Source organism: Stenotrophomonas sp. 112478_Sma, from assembly GCF_056479905.1.
On record NZ_CM151072.1, the window covers coordinates 2,068,170 to 2,094,965 of the forward strand.

A 26,796-nucleotide genomic window follows, 5' to 3' on the forward strand; every position below is an offset into this window, starting at 1 on the left:
CAACATGATGACGAACTCCGGCCACTATGGCCGAGTACCGTGGTTCACCATGTGAAGTGACTGGCGGCGCTGGTGCAGCATGGCCCAGTGCGGAAACCGCATGAAGGTGGCGGCGTTCCGCTCGCGCAGGCAGCCGCACTGAACCCTGTGCCGGACCTGCGATGGCTCAGAGCAGCAGCAATGCCCCGAGCAGCGCGGGCGGCATCACCAGTACGCCGATGCGCAGGAAGTCGAGCCCGCTGACATGTTCGCCTTCCCGACGCAGGGCCACCAACCACAGCAGGGTCGCCAGCGAACCGGTCACCGACAGGTTCGGGCCGAGGTCTACACCAATCAGCAGTGCCGCGCGCGTCTGCGCCGGCAGGTCGGCCATCTGCCCCAGTGAGCCTGCGGCCAGGCCCACCGGCAGATTGTTGGCGAGGTTGCTGAGCAGGGCTGCGGCCGAGCCGGCCAGCCACCCGGCCTGCTGCGGTGAGGTGCGGGCAAGGGACTCCAGCGCACTGGCCGCCATCTGTATCACGCCGGTCTGTGCCACGCCTTCGACCAGCACGAACAGACCTGCCACCAACGGCAGCACGCCCCAGGACACGTTGCGCAGAAGCGGCAGTGGGCTCTGGCGCTGGCGAAGGGCGACGGCGACGACGCTCGCGCTGCCTGCGCAGAAGGTCACCAGACCCAGCGGGCCGTTCAACGCCGACGTCACCAGCAGCGCTGAGCCGGTGAACAGCACGCCGTAAGCACTCAGGCGACCGCCAGCAGACAGGGGGCGATGTTCCGGCGCCGGGGCCAGTGGCTGCGCGATCTCGCGGCGGTGCACCCAGCGCAGGACCAGATAGGTCGCACCGATCGCCGCCAGCGACGGCAACGCGAACTGCGCCAGCCACTGCTGCAGCGGTGGCATGTGCCTGCCATACACCACCAGATTGGCCGGATTGGAGATGGGCAGCACGAAGCTTGCCGCATTGGCGATGAACGCACAGACGAACAGGTAGGGCAGGGGATTGGCGCGGGCCGCCCTGCACGCGGCATAGACCGCGGGGGTCAGCACGACCGCGGTCGCGTCGTTGGAGAGGAATACCGTCACCAGCGTGCCCACCAGGAACACCAGGTCGAACAGCCGCCGCCCGGAGCCCCCCGCGTGCCGCACCGCGTACAGCGCCAGCCAGTCGAACAGGCCCTCCCGCCGCGCGAGCTCTGCCAGAACCATCATCCCAACCAGGAACAGATAGACATCACCGCCTTCGGCGACCGCGCCCAGGACCGTGCCGACCTGCATCACACCGGTCAGCGGCAGCAGCGCCGCCGCCACGACGGCCCAGACATACTCGGGCAGGCGGAAAGGACGGAACAGCAGACCCACGGTGGCGAGCGCCACCGCCGACCAGATGATGGCGGAGGAGTAGGAAGCGAGCATGGGGAGGGGGAGCAGGAAACGCGGCATCATACCGTGTGGGTCGCGCCGCGGCCGCGTGTGCGATGCGCACAAGGGGACTGCCGCGGGAATGATTTGCTGCGCTGCACGGTGACAAGCGGGAACCAGGGTGATTAGTCTGCGCCTCAACGCGATGGTAGCGCTACCAATAGATTCGGGGTTTTGGGTCCAGGGGCTGCCTTCTTTACCGCGTGTTCGTCCTGGCAGGCTTGAAAGCGAGTTTGAGTCGCGGCGCGTCCGGCGCCCGCGATGTTCGGTTTGGAATACGGGCCTCGCCCGTGCGTGCCCCTGGGAGGGGGCGGTACATCCATTCGATCGTATGTCATAGGGGACTTTCATGAGCGCTCGCAGTTTCCGTGCTACTCCAGACCCGAGGACCCGTCCATGAGCCGGACCTTGGCGAAGTTCCGCTCCAGGGCCATGTTCACGTTCGTCGGCGGCGTCCTGGTGATCAATCCCGCCTTCGCACAGGAGGCCTCCACGACCACCGCACAGCCGCCTACGGCGCAGACGCAGCCCACGCAGCCTACTCAGCTGGACGCGGTGCAGGTGACCGGTATCCGCAACAGCCTCAGCCAGGCCATGGACATCAAGCGTGATTCGGCTGGCGTGGTGGACGCGATCAGTGCCGAGGATATCGGCAAGTTCCCCGATACCAACCTGGCGGAGTCGCTGCAGCGCATCACCGGCATCTCCATCGAGCGTCGTGACGGCGAAGGTGCACAGGTCACTGCACGTGGCTTCGGTCCGCAGTTCAACATGGTGACCCTCAACGGACGCCAGATGCCTGGTGCCGATGCATTCGGTGCGTCCGGGCAGGTCGCCATCGGTGGCGTCGACGGTGGCACCCGCGCCTTCAACTTCGCGCAGCTGGCCGCCGAGGCCATCAACGGCATCGAGGTCTACAAGACCAGCCAGGCGCAGGTACCCAGCGGCGGCATCGGCGCGACGATCAACATCCTGACGGCGCGGCCGCTGGATCACGAAGGCATCATCGCCAATGCCGGCGCGAAGCTCGTCTCGGACCGTAGCCAGCCGTTCGACAATGATCTGACGCCGGAGCTGTCGGGTATCTTCAGTTACAGCAACCCGGAAAAGACCTTCGGTGTGAGCCTGAGCGCGAGCCAGCAGAAGCGCAAGGGCGGCTCGGTGCAGGCCACGGAGAACTACTGGAACGTGCAGCCGTGGACGGGCTCGATGCCCGGTAACCCGACGGTGGTCAACGCGCCGGAGATCGGCCAGCTCTATGCACGCCCGAACGACCTGCGCTATGCATTCTCGGAGTTCGAGCGGGAACGCGTGAACGGCCAGGCCGTTCTGCAGTTCGCGCCCACGGACAGCCTGACCCTGACCGTGGACTACACCTACTCGACCAACGAGATCACCGAGAACCGTGGCGAGCAGGGCATGTGGCTGCAGAACAGCAACTACACCAACGTCCAGTTCGATACCAGTGGTGCGGTGGCCACCCCGGTTTACATCCGTGAGATCGCCGGCACCAAGGATTTCGGGTTGGAACAGCAGCGCAGCATGCAGGAGTACAAGCTGGGATCGCTTGGCTTCAATGCCGTGTGGAATGTCACCGACCGCTTCAAGCTGAGCTTCGACGCACACAATTCGAAGAACGAGAGTCGTCCGAATGATCCGCTCACCGGCGGCGGCTCGATCTTCATGAGCATTGCCGGCACCAACAACTGTACCCGTGGCCCCCATTGCGGTGGTTCCTGGGTGCAGGAACTGGAGTTCAACAATGGTCTGCCGGTCGGCACCCAGACCTGGTATCCCAGCACGGCAGATGCGATCGCCGGCACCAACGGCGTGGTCAACCCGGGCTTCCAGGAGGGCGAGATCGGCACCCAGGTGCTGCGTGTCAACGCACAGTCGCAGGTGAGCGAGATCAAGCAGGCCCGCGTGGACGGCGAATGGAATTTCGACCAGGGGCGGTTCCAGTTCGGCGTGGATACCAACAAGTCGACCACGCACCGCATCCAGGCAGCCGAGGCCTACTCGACCCTGGGTGACTGGGGCGTGGCCAACGTGAACCGGGATACCGATGCCGGGCTCATGGATCTGCTGCGTCCGGTCAACATCGTCGGCCTGTTCGACGACTACAGCGCCAGCAGCTGGCCCGCATGGCGCGGCAACGCCGGCCAGCTCGCACAGTGGGCGGCGGACGAATATGGCGTGGGACTGGGAGTCAGCCCGCAACGCGCGGCCGACAACTTCGTGGAAGAGAAGACCAAGGCGGCCTACTTCCAGGTGGAACTGGATGGCCAGCTGGGCAGCATGCGCACCAATACCCGGCTGGGCGTGCGCTACGAAACCACCGACGTGGTCTCGACCTCGGTCATCGCCGTTCCCGAGTCCATCGAGTGGCAGGCCAACAACGATTTCCGCATCGTGCTGTCCGACGAGCAGCAGCCCTTCACCGAGAAGGCAAGGTACAGCTACATCCTGCCCAATCTCGATTTCAGCATCGATTTCACCGATGAGCTGAAAGGCCGTGCCTCGTTCGGCAAGAGCATCGCCCGCGCGCCCTACGGCAATCTCTATGCGGGCCCGGGCGCACAGCAGCCGTTCGGATCGGTGCTGATCGATCCGTCGTCGCGCGCCAGCGGCAACGCGCAGAATCCCAGCCTGAAGCCGCTGGAATCGGACAACCTCGACCTCGGGCTGGAGTGGTATTTCGCCGACGCCAGCTATGTGTCGTTGACCTACTGGAACAAGTCGGTCGACAACTTCATCGGCAATACCGTTGTCCAGGAGAGCCTGTACGGGCTGACCGATCCCACGTCCGGCCCGGATGCGCGTGCGGCTCTGGACTTCCTCACCAGTGCAGCCTGCGTCTCCCAGGTCGGTGCCGCCAATGCGGCCGCCTGCTCGGCCAACGACACCTCGCTGTTCACCGCGCTGGCGTTGCTGCGCAACAACCCCGTCGGACTGGCGGCCTACAACGGAACCGACGCGCAGGTGCTGGCCACCGAAGCGGCCTACGATCTGTATGGCCAGGCGGACGATCCGCTGTACCAGTTCAATGTCAACCGCCCGATCAACCAGAACAAGTCCAAGCTGCACGGCTGGGAGCTCGGCGGGCAGTACTTCTTCGGCGACACCGGTTTCGGCGTGCTGGCCAACTACACGATCGTCAGCGGCGACGTCGGCTACAACAATGGCGGCGATCCGGGCATCGACCAGTTCTCGCTCACCGGTCTGAGTGATACCGCCAACGCCATGCTCATGTACGAGAAGTACGGCTGGTCGGTCCGCCTGGCGTGGAACTGGCGCGACCAGTACCTGATCCTGGCCAACCAGGGCGCCAGCCGCAATCCCTACTATGTGGAGGCTTACGAGCAGTGGGATCTGAGCGTGAACTACACGCTGGACGACCACTGGTCGTTCGGACTGGAAGCGATCAACCTGACCGGCGAGGACGTACGCTGGCGCTCGCGCACGTCGCAGATGATCGTGAAGCTGGCTGACCAGAGCCCACGCTACATGCTGGGTGTCCGTTACAAGTTCTGAGTCTGGCGACGGACCCGTCCGGCGCGGTACCGTTGTCCCGGCAACGGTACCGCACGGGCCTGTCCTGACGCAGCACCTGTCGCACGTGCCGGCGGTACCCTGCCGGCCACTGGCCCCGCACCGGACTGGACACCCTGATGGCCCGCTATGAAATGCTCAACAACATCGCCCATCGGGACCTGAGGGTCGCCACCGGCTTCGGCCCCGAGTTCGGCGACGCCGTTGGCATGGTGCCGGCCTATCCCAGCGAGTTCGCCGAACTGCAGCGGGAATATCCCATCTTCCTGCGCAAACAGGCCGGATCGGGCGAATGGCAGGCCGTCGCCCTGCTCGGGTTTGAACAGCACGAGAACCTGTTCCTGCAGGACGGCCGCTGGAACGCCTCCTATCTTCCGGGAGCCGCAGCGAAGGGGCCGTTCCTGATCGGATTCCAGGAGCATTACATCGACGGTGTGCTCACCCGGGAGGCGGTGATGCATGTCGATCTGGACCATCCCCGGGTCAACACCGATGCCGGCGAGCCGTTGTTCCTGCCGCAGGGTGGCAACACCCCCTACCTCGACCACATCGCCGGCGTGCTGCGTGGCATCCATGATGGCAGCGCATTCGGCGCCGCGATGTTTGCAATGCTCGATGAAAGCGGACTGATCCAGCCGGTCACGCTCGATGTGCAGATCACGCAGCATCACCGGGTGAGCGTGAACGGATTGCACGGCATCGACCGTGAGCGCCTGGCGCTGCTGGACGACTCGACGCTGGCCGCGCTGAATCGCGCTGGCTGCCTTGAGGGCGCCTACCTGATGCTGGCGTCGCTGCACAACATGCGCCGCCTGATCGCCGAGAAGCAGCGACGCCTGCGCGCGCAGGATGCAGCAGCGTCCACGGCCAGGAACTGAGGGCGGGCGATGGGGGCTACGATGCGGATACTGGAGGGCATCGATCCTGCTGCGCTGCCTCTGGCCTCGCTGGTCGAGGCCGGAGAGCCGGTAGTGCTGCGAGGCATTGCGTCAAACTGGCCGCTGGTCGAGGCTGGACAGCGCTCCACGCTGGACGCGCTGGGCTACCTGGGCGGCGTCGACGCGGGCGTGCCCATCCAGTACTCGTTCGGCGGGCCAGACATCGACGGGCGCCCGTTCTACACCGCCGACTTCAGCCGGCTGAACTTCGAGGTCCGTCGGGCATCGCTCAGCGAGGTGCTGGACGGGATCGCCTCGACGCTGCATGAGCCAAGACCGCCCACCTACTACGTGGCGTCGCTGCCGGTGGAGCGGGCATTGCTGCCGGCATTCGCACAGGCCAACCAGGCAGGGTTGGCAGGGCAGGGCATCGACGCGTTGGCCAGCATCTGGATCGGCAACCGCGTCACCGCATCGTGCCATTTCGATACCCCCGACAACCTTGCGTGCTGCGCGGTGGGCCGACGCGAGTTCACGCTGTTCCCGCCCGAACAGATCGACAATCTCTACCCAGGCCCGCTGGATCCCACGCCAGGCGGCCAGGTGGTGAGCGTGGTGGACTTCGAACGTCCCGACTTCGACCGGTATCCCCGCTTCAGGGAGGCCCTGGCGAATGCGCGCAGCGCAGTGCTGGAGCCAGGGGATGCCATCTTCATTCCCAGCATGTGGTGGCACCATGTGCGCAGCCTGGCGCCGTTCAATGTGCTGGTGAACTACTGGTGGCGTAGCTCGCCGGCCTTCCTCGGCTCGCCCCTGCCGGCGCTGCACCATGCGATGTGGGCCCTGCGCGATCTGCCCGCGCGTGAAAAGAAGGCGTGGGAAGCGCTCTTCCAGTACTACGTATTCGGCCCCGGCGCGCGCGCGGGGCAGCACCTGCCCGACGATGCGCGGGGGGATCTTGCACCGTTCGACGAGCAGCGCGCGCGCCGCATGCGCGCGATGCTGCTGGGCAGACTCAACCGCTGAGGGGCACCGTGATCGATACCGCGAGCACAGCAGAAGGGCGCATCCGCAAGGTGGTCATTGCCGGCGGTGGCACCGCCGGTTGGCTGGCCGGATGTGCGCTGTCCCATCAATTCCGTGACCAGCTGGACATCACCCTGGTCGAGTCCGAGCAGATCGGTACGGTCGGTGTCGGCGAGTCCACCGTACCGCCCATCCGCACTTTCCATCACTTTCTGCAGATCGACGAGCAGGAGTTCCTGCGCGCGGTGGCCGGCACGTTCAAGCTGTCGATCTCGTTCGAGAACTGGCGCCTGCCGGGCGAGCGCTTCTTCCATCCGTTCGGCACCATCGGACATGGCACCTGGGCCACGCCGTTCCACCATTTCTGGCTGGACAGCCTCCGCCGCGGGATGCCATCGGACCTGGGCGATTTCTGCCTGGAGAGCGTCGCCTCGCGCGACGACCGCTTCTCGCTGCAGACCCAGCCGCAGCCCAGCTACGCCTATCACTTCGATGCCGGTCTCTACGCCCGGTTCCTGCGCCGCAGAGCCGAAGCGCAAGGCCTGCGACGGGTGGAGGGCAGGATCGCCGAGGTCAGACAGCATGCGCATGATGGTTCGGTGCAGTCGCTGGTGCTGGACGACGGGCAGGTCATCGAGGGCGATCTGTTCATCGACTGCACCGGCTTCCGTGGCCTTCTGATCGAGCAGACATTGAAGACCGGCTATGAGGACTGGCACGAATGGCTGCCGTGCGATCGTGCCGTCGCGGTACAGACCGAATCAATCGCGCCGCCGGTGCCGTACACCCGGGCCATCGCCCATGAAGCCGGATGGCGTTGGCATATCGCGCTGCAGCACCGCGTCGGATGCGGGCTGGTCTACTCCAGCCGGCACATGTCCGATGATGAGGCGAGGGCGAAGCTGCTGCGCGACGTGGGCGCACCGCCGCTGCGCGAACCCTGGCAGGTGCCCTTCCGCAGTGGACGCCGTCTGCAGGCCTGGAACAGGAACGTGGTTGCGCTGGGGCTGGCCAGTGGCTTCATCGAACCGTTGGAATCCACCAGCATCCATCTGACGATCAGCGCCGTGGTGCGGCTGATCCAGTTGTTTCCGTTCGATGGGATCGCGGCCTCACTGGTGCAGCTCTACAACGAGGTCAGTCGCCAGGAGATGGAACACGTGCGCGATTTCATCATCCTGCATTACCACGCCACCCAGCGCGAAGAGCCGTTGTGGAAGGCGTGCCGCGAGATGGCGGTGCCCGAGTCGTTGCAGCAGCGGCTGCGCGCGTGGCGTGAGCGCGCGCACGCGTGGCAGGACCCCGGCGAGCTGTTCCGGGTCGAGTCGTGGACCAGTGTGCTGCTTGGCCAGGGCATCCAACCGGGCCGCCCGCACCCGCTTGCGCGGGCACTGAGTGACGCCGACCTGCGCACGCTGCTGAAACGCATCCAGCAGCCGGTGCGGCAGGCGGCCACGCAGATGCCATCGCAGGCGGAATTCATCGACCGCTATTGCCGTTCGGGCCCCGAGGTATGGCACGCGAACAGGGCGGCGTCGTAACAGGTCTGCCTGCAGATGCCGCGACGGCGAGCAGGGTTTTGCGTTGCAGCACGCTTTTTCCGCCGCGGCTGGTTACAGTGCGGCATCACGGCGGGCGGCACGCACGCCGTGCAAACGAGGAGGCAGTGCAACAAGGCCTCCTTTTTTGAATGTCAGAAATGGTAGCGCTAACTTTTCGGTGTTCGGAGGCGGTTTCGATGGGTCTGGTTGCCGGTGTCGACGCAGGAACGCAGAGTTTGAAGGTGCTGGTCTACGACCCGGAGGCGCGTGCCGTTGTCGCCCGCACCAGCGCGGCGCTGGAGATGAGCAGCGCCGCCGATGGCAGCCGGGAACAAGTGCCGGCCGACTGGGTGGCAGCGCTGCGCACCTGCTTCGACGGGATTGATCCATCGCTCCGGTCACGCATTGCAGGTCTGGCCGTATCGGGCCAGCAGCACGGCTTCGTGCCGCTGGATGCGGCGGGCGACGTGCTGGCGCCGGCCAAGCTCTGGTGCGATACCAGCACGTCGGCCGAATGCACCCGGATCATGGATGCCGCCGGCGGAATCGACCGGACCATCGCGCTGGCCGGCAATCCGATCCTTGCCGGCTATACGGCCTCCAAGCTGCCGTGGACGAAGACGCATCGCCCGGCAGCCTATGCGCGGCTGGCGACCATCCTGCTGCCGCACGACTATCTCAATTTCGTGTTGACCGGGCAGCGGTTCTGCGAGCACGGAGATGCCTCCGGCACGGGCTGGCTCGATGTGCGCACGCGCACGTGGTCGCAGGCGCTGCTGCGCGCCACGGATCCGGACCGCGATCTTGCTGCCTGCCTTCCCCCCATCGCCCCACCTGATGCGTTGTTCGATATCGACCCCGCGGCTGCCAGCATGCTCGGACTGCCGGTGACGGTGAAGGTGGCGGTCGGCGGTGGCGACAACATGATGGCGGCCATCGGCACCGGCTGCGTCACGGAAGGCCGCCTGGCGATGAGCCTGGGAACGTCGGGCACGTTGTTTGCCTACTCCGATTCACCGGTGATCGATCCGGACGGGGCCTGGGCCGCCTTCTGCTCTTCCACCGGCGGCTGGCTGCCGCTGATCTGCACGATGAACTGCACCGTCGTGACCGAGCAGGTAGCGAGTACCTTTGGTTTCAGTACGCGTGACGGCGATGCCCACCTCGACGCGACGTCGCCCGGCGCTGGCGGATTGGTCATGCTGCCGTTCCTCAATGGCGAGCGCACCCCCGACCTGCCGCTGGGCAAGGGCGTGCTGGCCGGCCTGGACACCCATAACTTCACGCCGGCGCACATCTACCGCGCTGCCATGGAAGGGGCGACCTACAGCCTGAAGTTCGGCTACGACGCGTTCAGGCGCGCCGGGATGCAGTTCGACCGCATCGTGCTTACCGGGGGTGGCAGCAACAGTGCCGCGTGGCGGCAGCTGGTGGCCGATGTGTTCGGACTGCCGGTCGACGTGCCGGTGCAGGCCGAAGGCGCGGCATTCGGTGCGGCGCTGCAGGCCCTGTGGGCCATCGGGCGGTCGCAGGGTGATGCCGCGCCGGTCAGCGAGGTCACCGCGCAGCATGTCCGCGTGGACCCGGCACTGTCCGCGCGTCCGGATTCCGGCCGCAGCGCCGCCTATGCCTCCGCCTATTCGCGTTTTCTCCGCCATCTCGAGGCCGTCACGCCGCTGCAGCGCGGCTGAGGTCCGCCTCCCTCCAACATCCCGCACAACGACAGGAGCACGTACCATGACCACGCAGCCCTTCATCGGCGCCAAAGAGTACTTCCCGGGCGTCGGCCGCATTCCGTTCGAGGGCAGGGACTCGGACAATCCGCTCGCCTTCAAGGTCTACGACGCGAACCGGGTCATCGGCGGCAAGACCATGCAGGAGCACCTGCGCTTCGCCGTGTGCTACTGGCACACCTTCTGCAACGCCGGCCACGATCCGTTCGGACCGGGAACCCGGCAGTTTCCGTGGGAGGCCGGTTCGCCGCTGGCCACTGCAGAGGCGAAGGTCGATGCAGCCTTCGAGTTCTTCACCAAGCTGGGCGTGCCGTACTGGTGCTTCCATGACATCGACCTGGCGCCGGATGCAGACGACATTGGCCAGTACCAGAAGAATCTCACGCACATGGTGCGCCTGGCCAAGGCCCGCCAGGACGCCACGGGGGTCAAGCTGCTGTGGGGTACGGCCAATCTGTTCTCGCACCCGCGCTACATGAACGGCGCATCGACCAATCCTGATTTCGCCGTGGTTGCCCGTGCCGCGGTGCAGGTGAAGGCCGTGCTGGATGCCACCGTCGAGCTGGGGGGCGAGCACTACGTGTTCTGGGGTGGGCGCGAAGGCTACGCGTCGCTGGCCAATACGCAGATGAAGCGCGAGATCGAGCATTTCGCGCGGTTCCTGACGATGGCCCGCGACTACGGCCGCAGCATCGGCCTGAAAGGCAACTTCCTCATCGAGCCCAAGCCGATGGAGCCGATGAAGCACCAGTACGATTTCGACAGCGCGACCGTGGTGGGCTTCCTGAAGGAGCACGGGCTGGACAAGGACTTCAAGCTCAACATCGAAGCGAACCACGCCACGCTCTCGGGGCACACCTTCGAGCATGACCTGCAGGTGGCCTCCGACCATGGCCTGCTTGGCAGCATCGATGCCAACCGTGGCAATGCGCAGAACGGGTGGGACACCGATCAGTTCCCGAGCGATCTGTACGACACCGTAGGCGCGATGCTGGTCGTGCTGCGGCAGGGTGGCCTGGAGGGGGGGCTGAATTTCGACGCCAAGGTGCGCCGGGAGTCGACTGACCTGGAAGACCTGTTCATTGCCCACATCGGCGGCATGGACGCGTTCGCACGAGGTCTGGAAGTGGCACACGCACTGCTCACCGAGTCGCCGTGGGAGCAGTGGCGCAGGGAGCGCTACGCCAGCTTCGACACGGGAGCCGGCAAGGATTTCGAGCGCGGCACGCTGAGCCTTGCCGACCTGGCCACGCTGGCCGCCGATATCGGCGAGCCGCGCCAGACCAGCGGCAAGCAGGAACGCTACGAGAACCTGCTCAACCAGTATCTGCTGCGCTGAGCACGGCAGCGTCAAGGCGGCAATGGAGCGATCGAGGGGATGTCGATGAACCAGGCAGCAGATGGCGGAGAGAACACACGGCTGATCGTTCTGATCAGCGTGGTGGCAACGATTGGCGGGTTCCTGTTCGGGTTTGACAGTGGCGTCATCAACGGCACCCAGGACGGCCTGCACCAGGCGTTCCGCTCCGGGGAATGGATGCAGGGCTTCGAGATCGCCTCGATGTTGCTGGGCTGCGCCGTGGGTGCCTTCAGCGCCGGCAGGTTGGCCGACCGGCTGGGGCGGCGCAATGTGCTGATCCTGTCGGCGGTGATGTTCCTGCTGTCGGCGCTGGGGGCCGGCGCTGCGGGTTCTTCCGCGTGGTTCATCGTCGCGCGGGTGATAGGGGGATTTGCAGTTGGCGCGGCGAGCGTGATTTCACCGGCCTACATCGCCGAGGTGGCACCCGCCCGTTACCGTGGCCGACTGGCTACGGTGCAGCAGATCGCGATCATCAGCGGGCTGACCGCAGCGTTCCTGTCCAACTACCTGCTGGCCGCCGCCGCCGGGGCATCGACGGAGCCTCTGTGGGCAGGGCAGGCCGCCTGGCGCTGGATGTTCTGGATGCAGGCGGTGCCCTCGCTGGTGTTCCTGCTGCTGTTGCTGACCATCCCCGAGAGCCCCCGCTACCTGGTGGTGAAGCGGCGCAAGGAGGACGCACTGCGGGTTCTCACCCGGCTGCTGGGCCGCGACAAGGCACAGCTCACGCTCGACGAGATCGAGGCCTCCCTGTCCACCGACCATCATCGTCCGCGGCTGTCCGACCTGAGGAGCAGAGCGACCGGGCGGATCCGTCCCATCGTCTGGGTGGGTGTCGGCCTGGCCTGTTTCCAGCAGCTGGTCGGCATCAACGTGGTCTTCTACTACGGCGCCGTGCTGTGGCAGGCGGTCGGGTTCTCGGAGAACGACGCGCTGCTGATCAATGTGCTGTCCGGCGCACTGAGCATCGGCGCATGCCTCGTCACCGTGCTGCTGATCGACCGTATCGGTCGCAAGCCGCTGCTGTGGATCGGCTCGGTGGGCATGTCCGTATCCCTGGCGCTGGTGGTGGTGGCCTTCGCCAGCGGCTCGCTGGCCGACGGGCACCTGCAGCTGCCGGGCCGCATGGGCACCCTGGCGCTGGTCGCCGCCAATGCCTACGTCGTGTTCTTCAATCTGTCCTGGGGACCGGTGATGTGGGTGATGCTGGGCGAGATGTTCCCCAACCAGATCCGGGGCTCGGCACTGGCCGTCGCCGGTGCAGCGCAGTGGACGTCGAACTTCGCGGTCACGGTGACGTTTCCGATGCTGCTGGCCGCGGCCGGGCTGGCGGCAACCTACAGCATCTACCTGGTGGCCGCGGTGGTCTCGGTCGCGTTCGTGCTGCGCCATGTGCACGAGACCAAGGGCAAGGAACTGGAGCAGATGGAAGGATGAGCGCCATGACATCGCAGGATTCCATGCGCCGTGCCGGCGCGCTGATCGCCGGACTGATGCTGGCGCTGGTCGGTTGCGAGGGGGGAGGCCGGCCAGCGCAGGCCACCGCTACCGAGGCTGATCCATGGCCACAGGTGGCCTGGCCCCTGGCCGAGGATGCCGCACTGGAGAAACGCATCACCGACCTGATGGCCGGCATGACCGTGGAGGAAAAGGTCGGCCAGCTGGTGCAGGGAGACATCGCCAGCATCACCTCCGACGACGTGCGCAGATACCGGCTCGGCTCGATCCTGGCCGGAGGCAACTCCGATCCTGGCGGTCGCTACGATGCATCGCCCGCCGAGTGGCTGGCGCTGGCGGACGCGTTCTACGACGCCTCCATGGACACCTCGCAGGGTGGAAAGGCAATTCCGCTGCTGTTCGGCATCGACGCGGTGCACGGGCAGAGCAACATCATCGGCGCCACGCTGTTCCCACATAACATCGGGCTCGGCGCTGCTCGCAATCCCGAGCTGCTGCGCAGGATCGGCGAGATCACCGCGCTGGAGACACGCGTCACCGGCATGGAATGGACGTTCGCGCCAACGGTCGCGGTTCCGCAGGATGACCGCTGGGGGCGCACCTACGAGGGCTATTCGGAGTCTCCCACCGTAGTGGCCAGTTATGCGGGTGCCATGGTGGAGGGCCTGCAGGGCAGGATAGGGGCGCCTGACTTTCTTGATGGCCGCCATGTGATCGCGTCGGTGAAGCACTTCCTGGGCGATGGTGGCACGACCGGCGGGAAGGACCAGGGCGACACCCGCATCAGCGAGGCCGAGCTCGTGCGCATCCATGCGGCCGGCTATCCGCCGGCGATCGCTGCCGGAGCACAGACCGCCATGGCGTCGTTCAACAGCGTCAACGGCGAGAAGATGCACGGCCACCGGCACTACCTCACCGACGTGCTGAAAGGGCGGATGAACTTCGGCGGCTTCGTGGTCGGCGACTGGAATGGCCATGGACAGATCAAGGGCTGCACGACCACCGACTGTCCCGCCACCATCAATGCGGGCCTGGACATGGCCATGGCGTCGGACAGCTGGAAGGGCTTCTACGAAACCACCCTGGCAGCCGTGAAGGACGGCAGGATCACTGCTGAGCGGCTGGATGATGCGGTGCGCAGGATCCTGCGGGTGAAGTTCCGCCTGGGCCTGTTCGAGGCGGGCAGGCCTTCCACCCGGGCGGTCGGCGGCCAGTTCGCGCTGATCGGCGCCCCTGAGCATCGCGCGGTGGCGCGGCAGGCGGTGCGCGAGTCGCTGGTGCTGCTGAAGAACCAGAACGGCATCCTGCCGCTGTCGCCGAAGCAGCGGATCCTCGTGGCCGGCGACGGTGCCGATGATGTCGGCAAGCAGGCCGGCGGCTGGACGCTGAACTGGCAGGGCACCGGCACCACCCGCAAGGACTTCCCCAATGCGGATACGATCTTCGAGGGCATTGCGCAGCAGGCCAGGGCCGCGGGTGGCGAGGCCACGCTTGCCATCGATGGCAGATACACAGTGAAGCCGGATGTGGCGGTGGTGGTGTTCGGTGAAGATCCGTATGCCGAGTTCCAGGGCGACCTGCCCACGCTGGCCTACAAGCCCGGCGATGAAACGGATCTGGGATTGATTCGCCGGCTCAAGGAAGACGGCATTCCAGTGGTGGCGGTCTTCCTGAGCGGGCGACCTCTCTGGGTGAACCGGGAAATCAATGCCGCGGACGCCTTCGTGGCGGCGTGGCTGCCGGGATCGGAAGGCGGTGGCGTTGCCGACGTACTGCTGCGTGGTCCGGATGGCCGCATGCAGCACGACTTCAAGGGCAGACTCAGCTTCAGCTGGCCACGTACGGCCACGCAGTACGCCAACAACGTCGGCCAGAAGGACTACGCCCCGCTGTTCCCGTTCGGCTTCGGTCTGAGCTATGCCGACAAGGGCGATCTGGCGGCACTGCCGGAAGTTTCGGGCGTCACCGGCAACGAGGGGGCAACCGGTGTCTTCTTTGCCCGCGGCGATGCAGGTGCCGGCATGGCGCTGCGGCTGGAGGATGGTGCCGGGCAGGGCATGACCGTGATCAGCGTGCCGGATGCACTGGCAGATGACCGTCTGAAGATCACCGGTGTGGACCATCTTGCCCAGGAGGATGGCCGGCGTCTTGCCTGGTCGGGTCAGGGGGAAGCTGTGGCCGCACTGCAGTCGCACACGCCGCTGGACCTGCAGCGGGAAGCCAACGGTGATCTGATGCTGTTGACCACGCTGCGTGTCGACGTGGCACCACGTGGCGACGCGTGGCTGGCGGTGGGCTGTGGTGCCGGGTGCTCGGCCCGCATCGCCATCGGGCCCACGCTGGCGGCGCTTCCGGTCGGCCAGTGGACGCGCGTGGGCATTCCCCTGAAATGCCTGGCTGCGGCCGGAGCGAAGGTGGGTGCGCTGGATCGGCCGTGGTCGGTGGGGACGGCTGATGCAATGACGATCTCCGTGTCCCGCGTGGCGCTGGGCGCGCTGAACGAAGCCGAGACCACCCTCGGATGCGGTGCGTGATGGCATCCTGCCTGAAGGCCAGCGCGCTGGACACAGGCACCGTGCGGGTGCCGGCATGACACGGGCCTGTGCGCTACCGGTGCGTGGGCGGGGCCGCCACCGAATCGCGTGCGATCAGGCGATGCGGCACGACATGATCCCGCAGTACGGGGGCGTTTCCGGCCGGGCGACGGATGGTGCGCAGCAGGATATCGATGGCAGCATTGGCCATCGAGGCGATCGGCTGATGGATCGTCGTCAGTTCCGGCCACACGGTGGTCGCGGCCGATGTGTCATCGAAGCCCACCACCGACAGGTCGCGGGGGACCTCCAGGCCGCGTCGGTGCGCCACGGAGATGGCGGCTGCCGCCATGTCATCGTTGCTGGCGAAGATGGCCGTCGGTGGCCGACGCTGGGACAGCAGCTTCTCGGCGGCGGCCAGTCCGGACCGGTAGGTGTAGTCGCCGTGCTGGACCAGGCCGGGTTCCACCGACAGTCCGGCTTCCTGCAACGCGGTGACGAAACCATCGTAGCGACGCGCACTCGCGCTCAGATCCCGGCGCCCTCGGATGAAGCCGATGCGGCTGTGGCCCTGCCGGATCAGGTGCTCGGTCATTTCCTTGCCTGCGTTGAAGTCGTCGATGCGGACGCAGGACAGGGCCTCGCTCAGGCGCCCCGATGCGATGGCCACCACCGGGATGCCGGCCTTCACCAGTTCACTCACGGCCGCCTGCGATTCGCACAGCGGCGGCGGCAGGATCACCCCGTCGACGCGGCTGGCCAGGGCACGCGCTGCCGTGCGCTCGGACTCATCGTCAAGGTTGTCCCAGTAGTCGATGACCAGTTGGATGGCAGAACTGGACGCGACGCGCAGCAGCCCGACCAGCAGTTCGCGCAGGTAGGCACCGCTGGGATTGGTATAGATCAACGCAATGCGCGTGTGCTGCGCAGCGGCCAGCGAACTGGCCGCCAGATTGGGCGTATAGCCCAGCTCACGCACGGCACGCATCACCCGCTCGCGGGTGACGTCCCGCACCTTGCCCTGGTTGATCACCCGCGACACGGTCATCGGCGAAACGCCGGCAAGGGCCGCAACCTCGTCGATCGTCACGCCAGCGGTTCTGCGGCGAACCGATTTCTTCGGCTTGTCCAATGCACGATCCCTTTGTTCTTGGTGGCGTTGCCGCGCAGGTGCGAGGGCAGATGATGAACCGTTCCGGCGCCGGTCGTAGTCTACAAAGTCGAATGTTAACGCCGTTGTTCCGTGCTGTCGGCGGACGGCTGTGCGCCGCCCTTGCCTTGCTGGCATGCGCCGGTGGCGCACATGCGGAGGATGGCTACGCATTGTGGATGCGCTACGTGCCGGCGGCCGCGGAGGTCGCTGCCGGCTATCGGCTGCAGCTGGGCGAGGTGGTCGCCCCTGACCAGACGCCCACCCAGCGCGCCGCGCGTGATGAACTGGCGCGCGGCCTTCCCGGGGTACTGGGAAAGGCACCGCCCATCCGCACGGACCTCGCCGGTGATCACGCCCTGGTGCTGGGCACGCCGCAGTCCTCGATGCTGGTCGCGCCGTTCCACGAAGACATTGCCACCTTGGGCGAGGATGGCTACCTGATCAGGAAGGTCCGCAGCGGAGGACGCGATCTTCTGCTGGTGGCGGCACGGCAGGACATCGGTGTGCTGTACGGCGTGTTCCACCTGCTGCGGCTGCTGCAGCGTGGCGGATCGCTGGAGTCGCTGGACGTGCGGGAATCGCCCCGGGTTGCGCTGCGGGTGCTCGATCACTGGGACAACCTGGATCGCTACGTCGAACGCGGCTACGCGGGCAGCTCCCTGTGGGACTGGCAGACCCTGCCGCAGTGGCGTGACCCGCGCTATACCGACTACGCCCGCGCCAACGCGTCGCTGGGCATCAATGGCACCGTACTGAACAACGTCAATGCCAGCGCCCTGAGCCTGTCGCCGGCCTATCTCGCCAAGGCCGCCGCGCTGGCGGACCTGTTCCGCCCCTACGGCATCCGTGTGTACCTGAGCGCACGCTTCAGCGCGCCCATCGAGCTCGGCGGCCTGGCCACGGCCGATCCGCTGGATCCGGAGGTGCAGCGCTGGTGGCGGGAAAAGGTCGAAGAGATCTACGCCCTCATCCCGGATTTCGGCGGCTTCTTGGTCAAGGCGAACTCGGAGGGCCAACCGGGCCCGCAGGATTACGGCCGCTCCCATGCCGACGGTGCCAACCTGCTGGGCGATGCCCTGGCGCCGCACAACGGCGTGGTGATGTGGCGTGCCTTCGTCTACTCGCACGAGGTACCCGAAGATCGCGCCAAGCAGGCCTACGGTGAGTTCATCGGCCTGGACGGTGCCTTCCGCCGCAACGTGATCGTGCAGGTGAAGAACGGGCCGATCGATTTCCAGCCCCGCGAGCCGTTCCATCCGCTGTTCGGCGCGATGCCACGCACGCCGTTGATGATGGAGTTCCAGATCACCAAGGAGTATCTGGGATTTGCGACGCACCTGGTGTACCTGGGCACGCTTTACGAGGAAGTGCTGCGGGCCGACACCCGGGTACGCGGGCCGGGCTCCACGGTCGCGCGCGTGGTCGACGGTTCGCTGCACGGCCATGCGCTGACCGGCATCGCCGGCGTCGCCAACATCGGCGTGGACCGGACCTGGAGCGGCTCGCACTTCGATCAGGCCAACTGGTATGCCTTCGGGCGGCTGGCCTGGAATCCGCAGCAGTCTGCCCGCGCCATCGCTGAAGACTGGGCCGCGCTGACGTTCTCGCCGGACCCGCAGGTGACCGGCCCGATCGTGCGGATGATGATGGCCTCGCGTGAGGCGGCGGTGGACTACATGACCCCGCTGGGCCTGCATCACCTCATGGCCCGCGGGCATCACTACGGCCCCGGTCCCTGGGTGGATGGAGGGCCACGCGCCGACTGGACGTCCGTGTACTACCACCGCGCGGACCGGCACGGCGTGGGCTTCGACCGCACCTCGGCCGGGAGCAACGCGGTATCCCAGTACGCCCCGGCGGTCGCCGCGGAGTACGGCGACCTGGCGCGGGTGCCGGAGTCGCTGCTGCTGTGGTTCCATCATGTGCCGTGGGATCACCGCATGCGTTCGGGGCAGATGCTGTGGGACGAACTGGTAGGACGCTACTCGCGTGGCGTGCGCCAGGTGCAGTCCCTGCAGGCTGCCTGGGCAACCCTGCAGGGCCGGATCGATCCACAACGCTATCAGCACGTGGCCGCGTTCCTGCAGATCCAGCAGGAGGAGGCGCAATGGTGGCGCGATGCCAGCGTGGCGTACTTCCAGTCGCTCAGCGGCCGGCCGTTGCCGCCCGGCGAACCGCCACCGCCGCACCCGCTGTCGTATTACCAGGCATTGCAGTTTCCTTTCGCACCGGGGGATGGACGATGAGCATGATCGGACGGGCCGGGAGGACGGCCTTGCTGCTGGCCCTGGCTGCGATGGCCGGGTCCGTGGCGGCACGGGAGCCGGCGGCGTTGCTGCATCCGCTGTTCCAGGATCATGCCGTCCTGCAGCGTGATCGGCCGATCGCGGTCTGGGGCCAGGCGCTTGCGGGACAGGAGGTTTCCGTGACCTTCGCCGGGCAGGCGGTGACCACGCAGGCGGATGCCAAGGGCCGATGGCACGCCACGCTGCAGCCGACTCCGGCAGGCGGCCCCCACATGCTGCAGGCAACGTCCGGCAAGGACATCCAGACCGCCCGCGACATCCTGGTCGGCGATGTCTGGCTGTGCTCCGGACAGTCGAACATGGAGCTGCCCGTGTGGCGCGCGCTCAATGCAGGCAGCGAGATCGCCTCCGCCACGCTGCCGACGATCCGCCTGTTCACCGTGCCGCAGGCCGCGGCGGTGCAGGCGCAGACGACATTCCAGAGCGCGGTTGCCTGGACGCCGGCATCGCCCGCCACGGTGGGCGACTTCTCCGCGACCTGCCTCTACTTCGCACGCGAGCTGCAGCGCACGGTCGCCGTGCCGATGGGATTGATCCAGGCCGCCTGGGGCGGCTCGCGGATCGAGGCATGGACCAGCGTCGAGGCGCTGCGCGCGCAGCGGGGCATGGCAGAGCCCCTGGATATCCTCGCGCTGTATGCCGGTGACCCCCTGGCGGCACGCGCACGCTGGGGGCGGTACTGGCAGCAGTGGTGGGCGACGCGCGATGAGGCTGTGCCCGGCGCAGCGCCGTGGCGCGCGGAGGCCAGCGACAGCGGATGGCAACCGGCGCCGGCAGCGCTGGGCGCATGGGAGCATTGGAACGTCCCGGCGCTTGCCGATTACAACGGCATGGTGTGGTATCGCACGCAGGTCACGCTGAGTGCGGAACAGGCGGCGCAGGGCGCGACGCTCGAACTGGCATCCGTTGACGAGACGGACATGACCTGGGTGAACGGTGTCGCCGTGGGCAGCCAGTATGGCGCCGGTGAGCGGCGCTATCCGCTGCCGAAGGGGCTGTTGAAGGCCGGGTCCAACAGTGTCGTGGTCAACGTGCTGGACACCTACGGTGAAGGTGGCCTGGCCGGCCCTGCCACCGCACATGCGGTGATCCTGGAGGACGGTCAGCGGGTGGTGCTGGATGCGTCCTGGCAGTACCGGATGGCACCTGGCGGACAAGCGCCCCCGTTCGCTCCCTGGCAGGCGGCGACGGGTCTATCGACGTTGTACAACGGCATGATCGCGCCGCTGGGCGCGTTCGGACTGCGCGGCATGCTGTGGTACCAGGGGGAGTCGAACACCGGCGACGGCGCCGGATATGCGGCACTGCTGCGCTCGCTGCGGGATGACTGGCGACGCCAGTTCGGTGCAGGCACGCCGTTGCTGCTGGTGCAACTGGCTGGCTATGGCCAACCGCCCGTCGCCCCTGCGGACAGCGGATGGGCGCAGGTGCGCGACGCACAGCGCCGGGTCGCGGCCGAAGATCCCCGCAGTGGCCTCGCCGTGGCCATCGACATCGGCGATGCCTACGACATCCACCCACCGAACAAGCAGGAACTGGGTCGCCGTCTGGCCCGGGTCGCGCGCCACGTCATCTACGGCGAGCACGCAGTGGCCCCGTCAGGGCCGGATGCGGCCAGGGCCCTGCGCGTGCCGGCAGGCGTGGCCGTCGAATTCGAGGATGTCGACGGCGCCCTGGCAGCAATCGGTTCGAAGCACCCCATCGGCTTTGAACTCTGCGATGCCGCTGCCCCGCGCTGTGAGTACAGCGACGCCGAACTGGATGGACGCCGGGTGGTGTTGCGCAGCCTGCCTTCCCTGCGCCCGACGCATGTCCGCTACTGCTGGGCCGATGGCCCGGTGTGCACGCTGCGTGACAGCAGCGGGGCGCCGGCCGGTCCGTTCGAACTTCCCATTGCCGACGCCGAGGCCCGACGATGAAGATGTTGTCCCTGCAGCACCCTTCTGCCCGGCGCGCCCGGGTGTCACTGGCGCGCCGGATGCTGGCAGCGATGTTCGCGCTGTCGGCGGCGACCGCCCATGCCGCCTCGCCAGAGGCCGCGCCGCCGGTGTACTTCGACTGGTTCGAGTACCGCGGTCATGACACCGCGTTTGAGGCGCCGCTGCCGGCGGGCCACTACCGCAACCCGATCCTGGCCGGCTTCCACGCCGATCCGAGCATCGTGGGCGCGAACGGGAAGTTCTATCTGGTTAACTCCAGCTTCACCTACTACCCGGGCATTCCGGTGTTCGAGAGCGTCGACCTGGTCCACTGGAAGCAGATCGGCAACGTGATCGACCGTCCGACACAGCTGGATTTCGACGGTCTGAGCGTCTCCCGCGGCATCTTCGCGCCCACCATCGAGTTCCACGAGGGAACCTTCTACGTCGTCACCACCGCGACCGACAGTGGTGGCAATTTCATTGCCACCGCGCGGGATCCGGCGGGACCGTGGTCCGATCCGCACTGGTTGCCCAGCATCGATGGCATCGATCCGTCACTGTTCTTCGACGACGATGGCAAGGTCTATCTGATCAACAACGATGTGCCGCCTGGTCCGGCGCGCTACGACGGCCACCGCGCCATCTGGATGCAGCAGATCGATCTGTCGACCTTCAAGCCGGTCGGCCCGCGCAGGGTGCTGGTCGATGGTGGCGTGGAGCCGGCGAAGAACCCCATCTGGATCGAAGGGCCGCACATCTACAAGCGTGAGGGTTGGTACTACCTGTCCGACGCCGAAGGCGGCACAGGGCCGCAGCATTCGCAGGTGGTGCTGCGCAGCCGTGATGTGTGGGGGCCGTACATCCCCTATCCGGGCAATCCCATCCTGACCCAGCGCGAGCTGCCGGACGACCGGCCGCTGCCGATCACCAATGCAGGGCACGCCGATCTGATCGAGGGCCCGGACGGCTCGTGGTGGGCAGTGTTCCTTGCCAGCCGCAACTACCAGAAGCGGCACTACAACACCGGGCGCGAAACCTATCTGCTGCCGGTCCGTTGGCAGGATGGCTGGCCGCAGATCCTGCCGACCGACCAGGCCATTCCCTATGTGGTCAAGGCACCGTCCTGGATGCAGGGGCAGGCGTCCCAGGCGCCGCTGACCGGCAACTTCGTCGACCGCGACACCTTTGATGGGCCGACGCTTGCCGCCCACTGGCTGCGCGTTCGGGTGCCCAAACAGGCCTGGGCCGACCTGGGTGACCGGCCGGGCATGCTGGCCGTGCACCCGCTTGCGGAGAATCTGGACACGCTGCGCAATCCGGCGTTCCTCGGTCGCCGCCAGCAGCATCTGCGCTTCGAGGCGAGTACCGAGATGTCCCGTCCGGCCATCGGTGTCGCGGCGGGCCTGGCTGCATTCCAGAGCGAGGCCTACTGGTACTTCCTTGGCGTCCGCAGCGTACGCGGTGATCGTCTGTCGGTCTTCCTCGAGGGCCGCGACGGCAGCGGCACCACGCGAACGCTGGCCAGCCGCGAGGTCCCCGCATCCGCGGTCCTGCGTCTGAAGATCGCCGGGGATGAGGCCGACTACGCGTTCTCGTTCGATACCGGTGACGGGCAGGGCTGGCAAACGCTGGCACGCGGTGTGGATGGCACGGTTCTGAGTACTGATCGCGCAGGCGGCTTCGTAGGCGCACTGCTGGGACCATTCGCGCGCGATGAGCGCGCCGGGAGGAGCAAGTGATGATATCGACTTCGTCCAAAGACGCTGTCCACCGCGGCACGCGGCATGGCCGGCGGGCGCTTTATGCTGCGCTGCTGTGCGTGGCGACCGCCGCGTCGGCCGCTGCGCCGCGGCCATGGCTGGATGCTTCGGCCAGCTTCGAGCAGCGGGCCGCATCGCTGGTCGCCCAGATGACGCTGGAGGAGAAAGCCGCGCAGATGCAGAATGCCGCGCCGGCGATCGAGCGCCTCGGTGTGCCGGCCTACGACTGGTGGAACGAGGGGCTGCATGGCGTGGCGCGGGCAGGGCAGGCCACTGTCTTTCCACAGGCCATCGGCCTGGCGGCAACGTTCGACGTGCCGCTGATGGGCGAGGTGGCGACGACCATCAGCGACGAGGCCCGTGCCAAGCATCACCAGTTTCTCCGCGAGGGATCGCACGGGCGTTACCAGGGGCTCACGTTCTGGTCCCCGAACGTCAACATCTTCCGTGACCCGCGCTGGGGCCGTGGCCAGGAAACCTACGGCGAGGATCCCTACCTGACTGCCCGCATGGGCGTCGCCTTCGTACGTGGCCTGCAGGGCGATGACCCGGTGTACCGCAAGCTCGATGCCACGGCCAAGCATCTGGCCGTGCACAGCGGGCCGGAGGCCGACCGTCACCACTTCGACGCGCGGCCCAGCCGGCGCGACCTGTACGACACCTACCTGCCGGCGTTCGAGGCGCTGGTGAAGGAGGGCGATGTCGATGCGGTGATGGGCGCATACAACCGGGTGTATGGCGAGTCAGCCAGTGCCAGCCGGTTCCTGCTGCGCGACGTGCTGCGGCGTGACTGGGGCTTCAAGGGCTACGTCGTCTCGGACTGCTGGGCGATCGTCGATATCTGGAAACATCACCGGATCGTTGCCACCCGCGAAGCCGCCGCAGCGCTGGCGGTCAGGAATGGCACCGAGCTGGAGTGCGGACAGGAGTACGCCACGCTGCCCGCAGCCGTGCGCCAGGGCCTGATCACCGAAGCGGAGATCGACGACGCGGTGACACGCCTGTTCGCCGCACGGATGCGCCTGGGCATGTTCGATCCACCGGAGCGGGTGCGTTGGGCGCGGATTCCCGCCTCGGTCAACCAGGCGCCCGCGCACGACACCCTGGCGCTGAAGGCCGCCCAGGAATCGCTGGTCCTGCTGAAGAACGAGGGGGTACTGCCGTTGTCGCGTGACCTCAAGCGCATTGCCGTGGTCGGTCCCACGGCTGACGACACCATGGCGCTGCTCGGCAACTACTTCGGCACACCGGCCGCGCCGGTCACGATACTGCAGGGTATCCGCGATGCGGCGAAGGGTATCGACGTGCGCTACGCCCGTGGCGTGGACCTGGTCGAGGGGCGTGATGATCCCAGCGCGACGCCGCTGATCGAGCCGACCTTCCTGCGGCCGTCGGCGGCGTCGACCGAGCGTGGCCTGCGTGGCGAGTACTTCCGCACGGCCGACCTGTCGGGCACGCCGGCACTGGTCCGCACCGACGCGCAGATCGGCTTCCGCTGGGACCGCGGCTCGCCAACCGACAATCTGCTTGCCCGTGGCGAGGCGGCGCCGGGGCAGGGCATTCCGAGCGATGGTTTCAGCATCCGCTGGACCGGACAGCTGCTGCCGCCGGTATCCGGGCGCTATCGGCTGGAGGTGGCCGGCGACGACGGCTTCCGGCTGTATCTGGACGGCAAGCGCGTGCTGGACCACTGGGTGAACTCGGATCGTCTGCACGCCGAAGGCATCGACGTCGATCTGCAGGCGGACCGCGCCTACGAGCTGAAGCTGGAGTACTACGACGACGAGCGTGATGCGGGCGTGCGGCTGGGCTGGCGCATGCCGGGCGCCAAGGCACCCTTCGACGAAGCCCTTGATGCGGCCCGCGACGCCGATGTCGTGGTGTTTGTCGGCGGCCTGACCGGCGACGTCGAGGGCGAGGAGATGACCGTCAACTATCCGGGCTTCGCGGGCGGGGACCGGACCGATCTGCGGCTGCCTGCACCTCAGCGCACCCTGCTGGAGGCACTGCATGCCACCGGCAAGCCGGTGGTGATGGTGCTGACCGGCGGATCGGCAATGGCCGTTGACTGGGCCCAGGACCATCTGCCGGCGATCCTGATGAGCTGGTACCCGGGGCAGCGCGGCGGCACTGCCGTGGGCCAGGCGCTGTTCGGCGACGTCAACCCCGCAGGTCGTCTGCCGGTGACCTTCTACAAGGCCGGTGAAGCGCTCCCGGCGTTCGACGACTACAGCATGGAGGGCCGTACCTACCGATACTTCCGCGGCACCCCCCTGTATCCGTTTGGCCACGGGCTCTCGTACACCCGCTTCGATTACGCCGCACTGCGCATTGATGCGGACAGGATCAATGCCGATGGCCGGCTGGGTGTGCACGTGGACGTGACCAACACCGGCACACGCAGCGGTGACGAGGTCGTGCAGCTCTATGTGCGACGCCAGCAGGCTGGCAGCGACGAGGCCGTGCAGGAACTGCGTGGCTTCCAGCGTGTCCATCTCGCCGCCGGCGAACGGCGCACCGTGACGTTCTCGCTTGAGGCACCGCGGGACCTGCGCCGCTACGACGAAGCGGGCGGTGCCTATGCGGTGCTGCCCGGGGCCTACGAGGTGCGGGTCGGCGCCTCGAGTGCCGATATCCGCGCGCGGGCCGGGTTCTCGGTGGAGGCCGTGCATGGCAAGCACTGAACACACCCTCACGGTGCGCGAGAAGCTGGGCTACAGCCTGGGCGATCTCGCGGCGAACCTGATCTTCCAGACCCTGATCACCTATCTGGCGTTCTTCTACACCGATGTCTACCGGCTGCCGCCGGCAACGGCGGCTACGATCATCTTCGTGGTCGGCATGCTCGGCGCGTTCGTTTTCACCCCGCTGATCGGCATCGCCGCAGACCGCACCTCGACGCGCTGGGGGCGGTTCCGTCCGTGGATCCTGTGGACGGCGATCCCGTTCGGCGTGCTGTCGCTGCTGGCGTTCAGCACGCCAGAACTGGGCGAGCGCGGCAAGGTCATCTATGCGCTGGGCACCTACGCTCTGCTGGTCTTCGTCTATGCAGCGAACAATCTGCCGTACTCCGCACTGAGTGGTGTGCTGACCGGCAGCATGGCACAGCGCAACAGCCTGTCGGCCTACCGTTTCGTGGCCGTGATGATCGCGCAGTTCATCATCCAGGTCCTGCTGATGCCGCTGGTGCTGATCCTGGGTGACGGTGACCGCGTGCGGGGCTTCGAACAGGTGATGACCGTGTTCGCCATCGTCGGGACGGTGTTCTTCCTGATCACCTTCGCCACCACGCGCGAGCGCATCGTTCCCACCCGCGAGCAGACCGGAGGCGTGCTGCAGGATCTGTCTGACCTGCTGCACAACCGGCCGTGGCAGGTGATGCTGGCCCTGACCGTCCTGGTGTTCATCAACCTGGCGCTGAAGGGCGGCACGTACATCTACTACTTCCAGTACTACATGAGCGACGCTGCGCTGGCCGGCTTCCTGGAGAACTCAGGATTCAACGGCCTGATCAGGGCCCTGAATGCAGGTCTGGGTAGTGCCGGATTCGCTGGCTTCAGCTGGCCCAGGGACGCGGCAACCTCGGCCTTCAGCCTGTTCAATGCCTGCGGAATCATCTGCATGATCCTGGGCATCGGCGTGTCGCGACGGCTGGCAGACCGCTTCGGCAAGCGTGACGTCTTCGGCGGCGCACTGTTCATCTCAACCCTGTTCCTGCTGGCCTTCTACCTGTTTCCGCCGACGGCGGTCGGCGTCGCCTTTGCTGCCTTCATGCTGCATGGATTCTGCTACGGCATCACCATCCCGCTGCTGTGGGCGATGATCGCCGACGTTGCCGACTACTCGGAATGGAAGAACCATCGCCGGGCCACCGCGATCATCTTCTCGGCGATGCTGTGCGGCCTGAAGATCGGCCTCAGCGTGGGAGGCGCCCTGGTCGCCGGCATTCTTGCCCACTACGGCTACCAGGCGGGTATGGCGACACAGCCCGAGGGCGTGGTTGAGGGCATCCGCCTGACCGTAAGCGTCTACTGCTCCCTTCCTTTCCTGCTCGCCGTGGCGCTGCTGTTCGCGTACGAAATCGACAAGCGCGCGGAAGCCCGCATCGAACAGGACCTCCAACTGCGTCGCCGCACGGCCGACGCGTCCGCGTAAC

Annotated in this window: 16 protein-coding genes; 14 read left to right on the forward strand and 2 right to left on the reverse strand. The window is 66.8% G+C overall.

Features of this window, described 5'->3' with window-relative positions; translation table 11 throughout:
- Positions 1–79 precede the first annotated feature (79 nt).
- Positions 80–142 carry a CGNR zinc finger domain-containing protein gene (locus tag ACZK08_RS09640; RefSeq protein ID WP_196768755.1) on the forward strand — a complete coding sequence of 21 codons (63 nt, stop codon included), beginning with the start codon at positions 80–82 and terminating at the stop codon, positions 140–142.
- A gap of 24 nt (positions 143–166) precedes the next feature.
- Here ACZK08_RS09640 and ACZK08_RS09645 read toward each other — a convergent pair whose 3' ends face one another.
- Entirely contained in the window at positions 167–1,414 is a 1,248-nt protein-coding gene (locus ACZK08_RS09645) for an arsenic transporter (RefSeq protein ID WP_065182224.1), read from the reverse strand.
- A gap of 402 nt (positions 1,415–1,816) precedes the next feature.
- Between ACZK08_RS09645 and ACZK08_RS09650 the strand changes: the two genes are divergently transcribed.
- The 8 genes from ACZK08_RS09650 to ACZK08_RS09685 all read left to right on the forward strand — a co-directional run bounded on the left by ACZK08_RS09650 (position 1,817) and on the right by ACZK08_RS09685 (position 15,499).
- Entirely contained in the window at positions 1,817–4,954 is a 3,138-nt protein-coding gene (locus ACZK08_RS09650; protein ID WP_065182225.1) for a TonB-dependent receptor, read from the forward strand.
- Positions 4,955–5,091: 137 nt separating this feature from the next.
- Positions 5,092–5,850 carry a SapC family protein gene (locus ACZK08_RS09655; protein WP_065182226.1) on the forward strand — a complete coding sequence of 253 codons (759 nt, stop codon included), beginning with the start codon at positions 5,092–5,094 and terminating at the stop codon, positions 5,848–5,850.
- Positions 5,851–5,859: 9 nt separating this feature from the next.
- Positions 5,860–6,876, forward strand: coding sequence for a cupin-like domain-containing protein (locus tag ACZK08_RS09660; protein ID WP_065182227.1), 1,017 nt, complete (start codon positions 5,860–5,862; stop codon positions 6,874–6,876).
- A gap of 8 nt (positions 6,877–6,884) precedes the next feature.
- Positions 6,885–8,417: a tryptophan halogenase family protein gene (locus ACZK08_RS09665; RefSeq protein ID WP_065182228.1), complete on the forward strand. Its 1,533-nt coding sequence runs from the start codon at positions 6,885–6,887 to the stop codon at positions 8,415–8,417.
- A 197-nt stretch (positions 8,418–8,614) separates the two neighbouring features.
- Positions 8,615–10,108 (forward strand): xylulokinase, encoded by a 1,494-nt coding sequence (xylB, locus tag ACZK08_RS09670; RefSeq protein ID WP_065182229.1) that lies wholly within the window; start codon positions 8,615–8,617, stop codon positions 10,106–10,108.
- Between the two features lie 46 nt (positions 10,109–10,154).
- Positions 10,155–11,489, forward strand: coding sequence for a xylose isomerase (xylA, locus tag ACZK08_RS09675; protein WP_065182230.1), 1,335 nt, complete (start codon positions 10,155–10,157; stop codon positions 11,487–11,489).
- A 45-nt stretch (positions 11,490–11,534) separates the two neighbouring features.
- A complete protein-coding gene (locus tag ACZK08_RS09680; protein WP_081284415.1) occupies positions 11,535–12,944 on the forward strand; it encodes a sugar porter family MFS transporter in 1,410 nt (469 codons plus the stop codon).
- Positions 12,941–15,499: a glycoside hydrolase family 3 N-terminal domain-containing protein gene (locus ACZK08_RS09685; RefSeq protein WP_478452705.1), complete on the forward strand. Its 2,559-nt coding sequence runs from the start codon at positions 12,941–12,943 to the stop codon at positions 15,497–15,499. The genes ACZK08_RS09680 and ACZK08_RS09685 overlap by 4 nt, the downstream gene beginning before the upstream one ends.
- Before the next feature lie 73 nt (positions 15,500–15,572).
- On the opposite strand, the gene ACZK08_RS09690 is transcribed toward ACZK08_RS09685, so the two are convergent.
- A complete protein-coding gene (locus tag ACZK08_RS09690; RefSeq protein ID WP_053516379.1) occupies positions 15,573–16,631 on the reverse strand; it encodes a LacI family DNA-binding transcriptional regulator in 1,059 nt (352 codons plus the stop codon).
- A gap of 92 nt (positions 16,632–16,723) precedes the next feature.
- Here ACZK08_RS09690 and ACZK08_RS09695 point away from each other — a divergent pair, with 92 nt between their 5' ends.
- From ACZK08_RS09695 to ACZK08_RS09715, 5 genes are read left to right on the forward strand one after another with little or no spacing between them, the layout of a single operon-like run.
- Positions 16,724–18,898, forward strand: coding sequence for an alpha-glucuronidase family glycosyl hydrolase (locus tag ACZK08_RS09695; protein WP_065182233.1), 2,175 nt, complete (start codon positions 16,724–16,726; stop codon positions 18,896–18,898).
- A gap of 2 nt (positions 18,899–18,900) precedes the next feature.
- Positions 18,901–20,877, forward strand: a complete 1,977-nt coding sequence (locus ACZK08_RS09700; RefSeq protein WP_478452717.1) for a sialate O-acetylesterase — start codon at positions 18,901–18,903, stop codon at positions 20,875–20,877.
- Between the two features lie 59 nt (positions 20,878–20,936).
- Complete coding sequence (locus ACZK08_RS09705; RefSeq protein WP_478452718.1) at positions 20,937–22,619, forward strand: glycoside hydrolase family 43 protein; 1,683 nt, start codon at positions 20,937–20,939, stop codon at positions 22,617–22,619.
- On the forward strand, positions 22,619–25,324 hold the full coding sequence (locus ACZK08_RS09710; RefSeq protein ID WP_478452706.1) for a glycoside hydrolase family 3 protein: 2,706 nt from the start codon (positions 22,619–22,621) through the stop codon (positions 25,322–25,324). Before ACZK08_RS09705 ends, ACZK08_RS09710 begins: the two co-directional genes overlap by 1 nt.
- Entirely contained in the window at positions 25,311–26,795 is a 1,485-nt protein-coding gene (locus tag ACZK08_RS09715; protein ID WP_065182236.1) for an MFS transporter, read from the forward strand. The genes ACZK08_RS09710 and ACZK08_RS09715 overlap by 14 nt, the downstream gene beginning before the upstream one ends.
- Position 26,796 lies beyond the last annotated feature (1 nt).

Excerpts from the sequence above, each read along its gene's own strand:
- ACZK08_RS09650 (WP_065182225.1), top strand. The coding sequence starts at position 1,817 with ATGAGCCGGACCTTGGCGAAGTTCCGCTCCAGGGCCATGTTCACGTTC.
- ACZK08_RS09645 (WP_065182224.1), bottom strand. The coding sequence starts at position 1,414 with ATGCTCGCTTCCTACTCCTCCGCCATCATCTGGTCGGCGGTGGCGCTC.
- ACZK08_RS09700 (WP_478452717.1), top strand. The coding sequence starts at position 18,901 with ATGATCGGACGGGCCGGGAGGACGGCCTTGCTGCTGGCCCTGGCTGCG.
- xylA (WP_065182230.1), top strand. The coding sequence starts at position 10,155 with ATGACCACGCAGCCCTTCATCGGCGCCAAAGAGTACTTCCCGGGCGTC.
- ACZK08_RS09660 (WP_065182227.1), top strand. The coding sequence starts at position 5,860 with ATGGGGGCTACGATGCGGATACTGGAGGGCATCGATCCTGCTGCGCTG.
- ACZK08_RS09685 (WP_478452705.1), top strand. The coding sequence starts at position 12,941 with ATGAGCGCCATGACATCGCAGGATTCCATGCGCCGTGCCGGCGCGCTG.
- xylB (WP_065182229.1), top strand. The coding sequence starts at position 8,615 with ATGGGTCTGGTTGCCGGTGTCGACGCAGGAACGCAGAGTTTGAAGGTG.
- ACZK08_RS09715 (WP_065182236.1), top strand. The coding sequence starts at position 25,311 with ATGGCAAGCACTGAACACACCCTCACGGTGCGCGAGAAGCTGGGCTAC.
- ACZK08_RS09705 (WP_478452718.1), top strand. The coding sequence starts at position 20,937 with ATGCTGGCAGCGATGTTCGCGCTGTCGGCGGCGACCGCCCATGCCGCC.
- ACZK08_RS09710 (WP_478452706.1), top strand. The coding sequence starts at position 22,619 with ATGATATCGACTTCGTCCAAAGACGCTGTCCACCGCGGCACGCGGCAT.
- ACZK08_RS09680 (WP_081284415.1), top strand. The coding sequence starts at position 11,535 with ATGAACCAGGCAGCAGATGGCGGAGAGAACACACGGCTGATCGTTCTG.
- ACZK08_RS09695 (WP_065182233.1), top strand. The coding sequence starts at position 16,724 with ATGTTAACGCCGTTGTTCCGTGCTGTCGGCGGACGGCTGTGCGCCGCC.
- ACZK08_RS09655 (WP_065182226.1), top strand. The coding sequence starts at position 5,092 with ATGGCCCGCTATGAAATGCTCAACAACATCGCCCATCGGGACCTGAGG.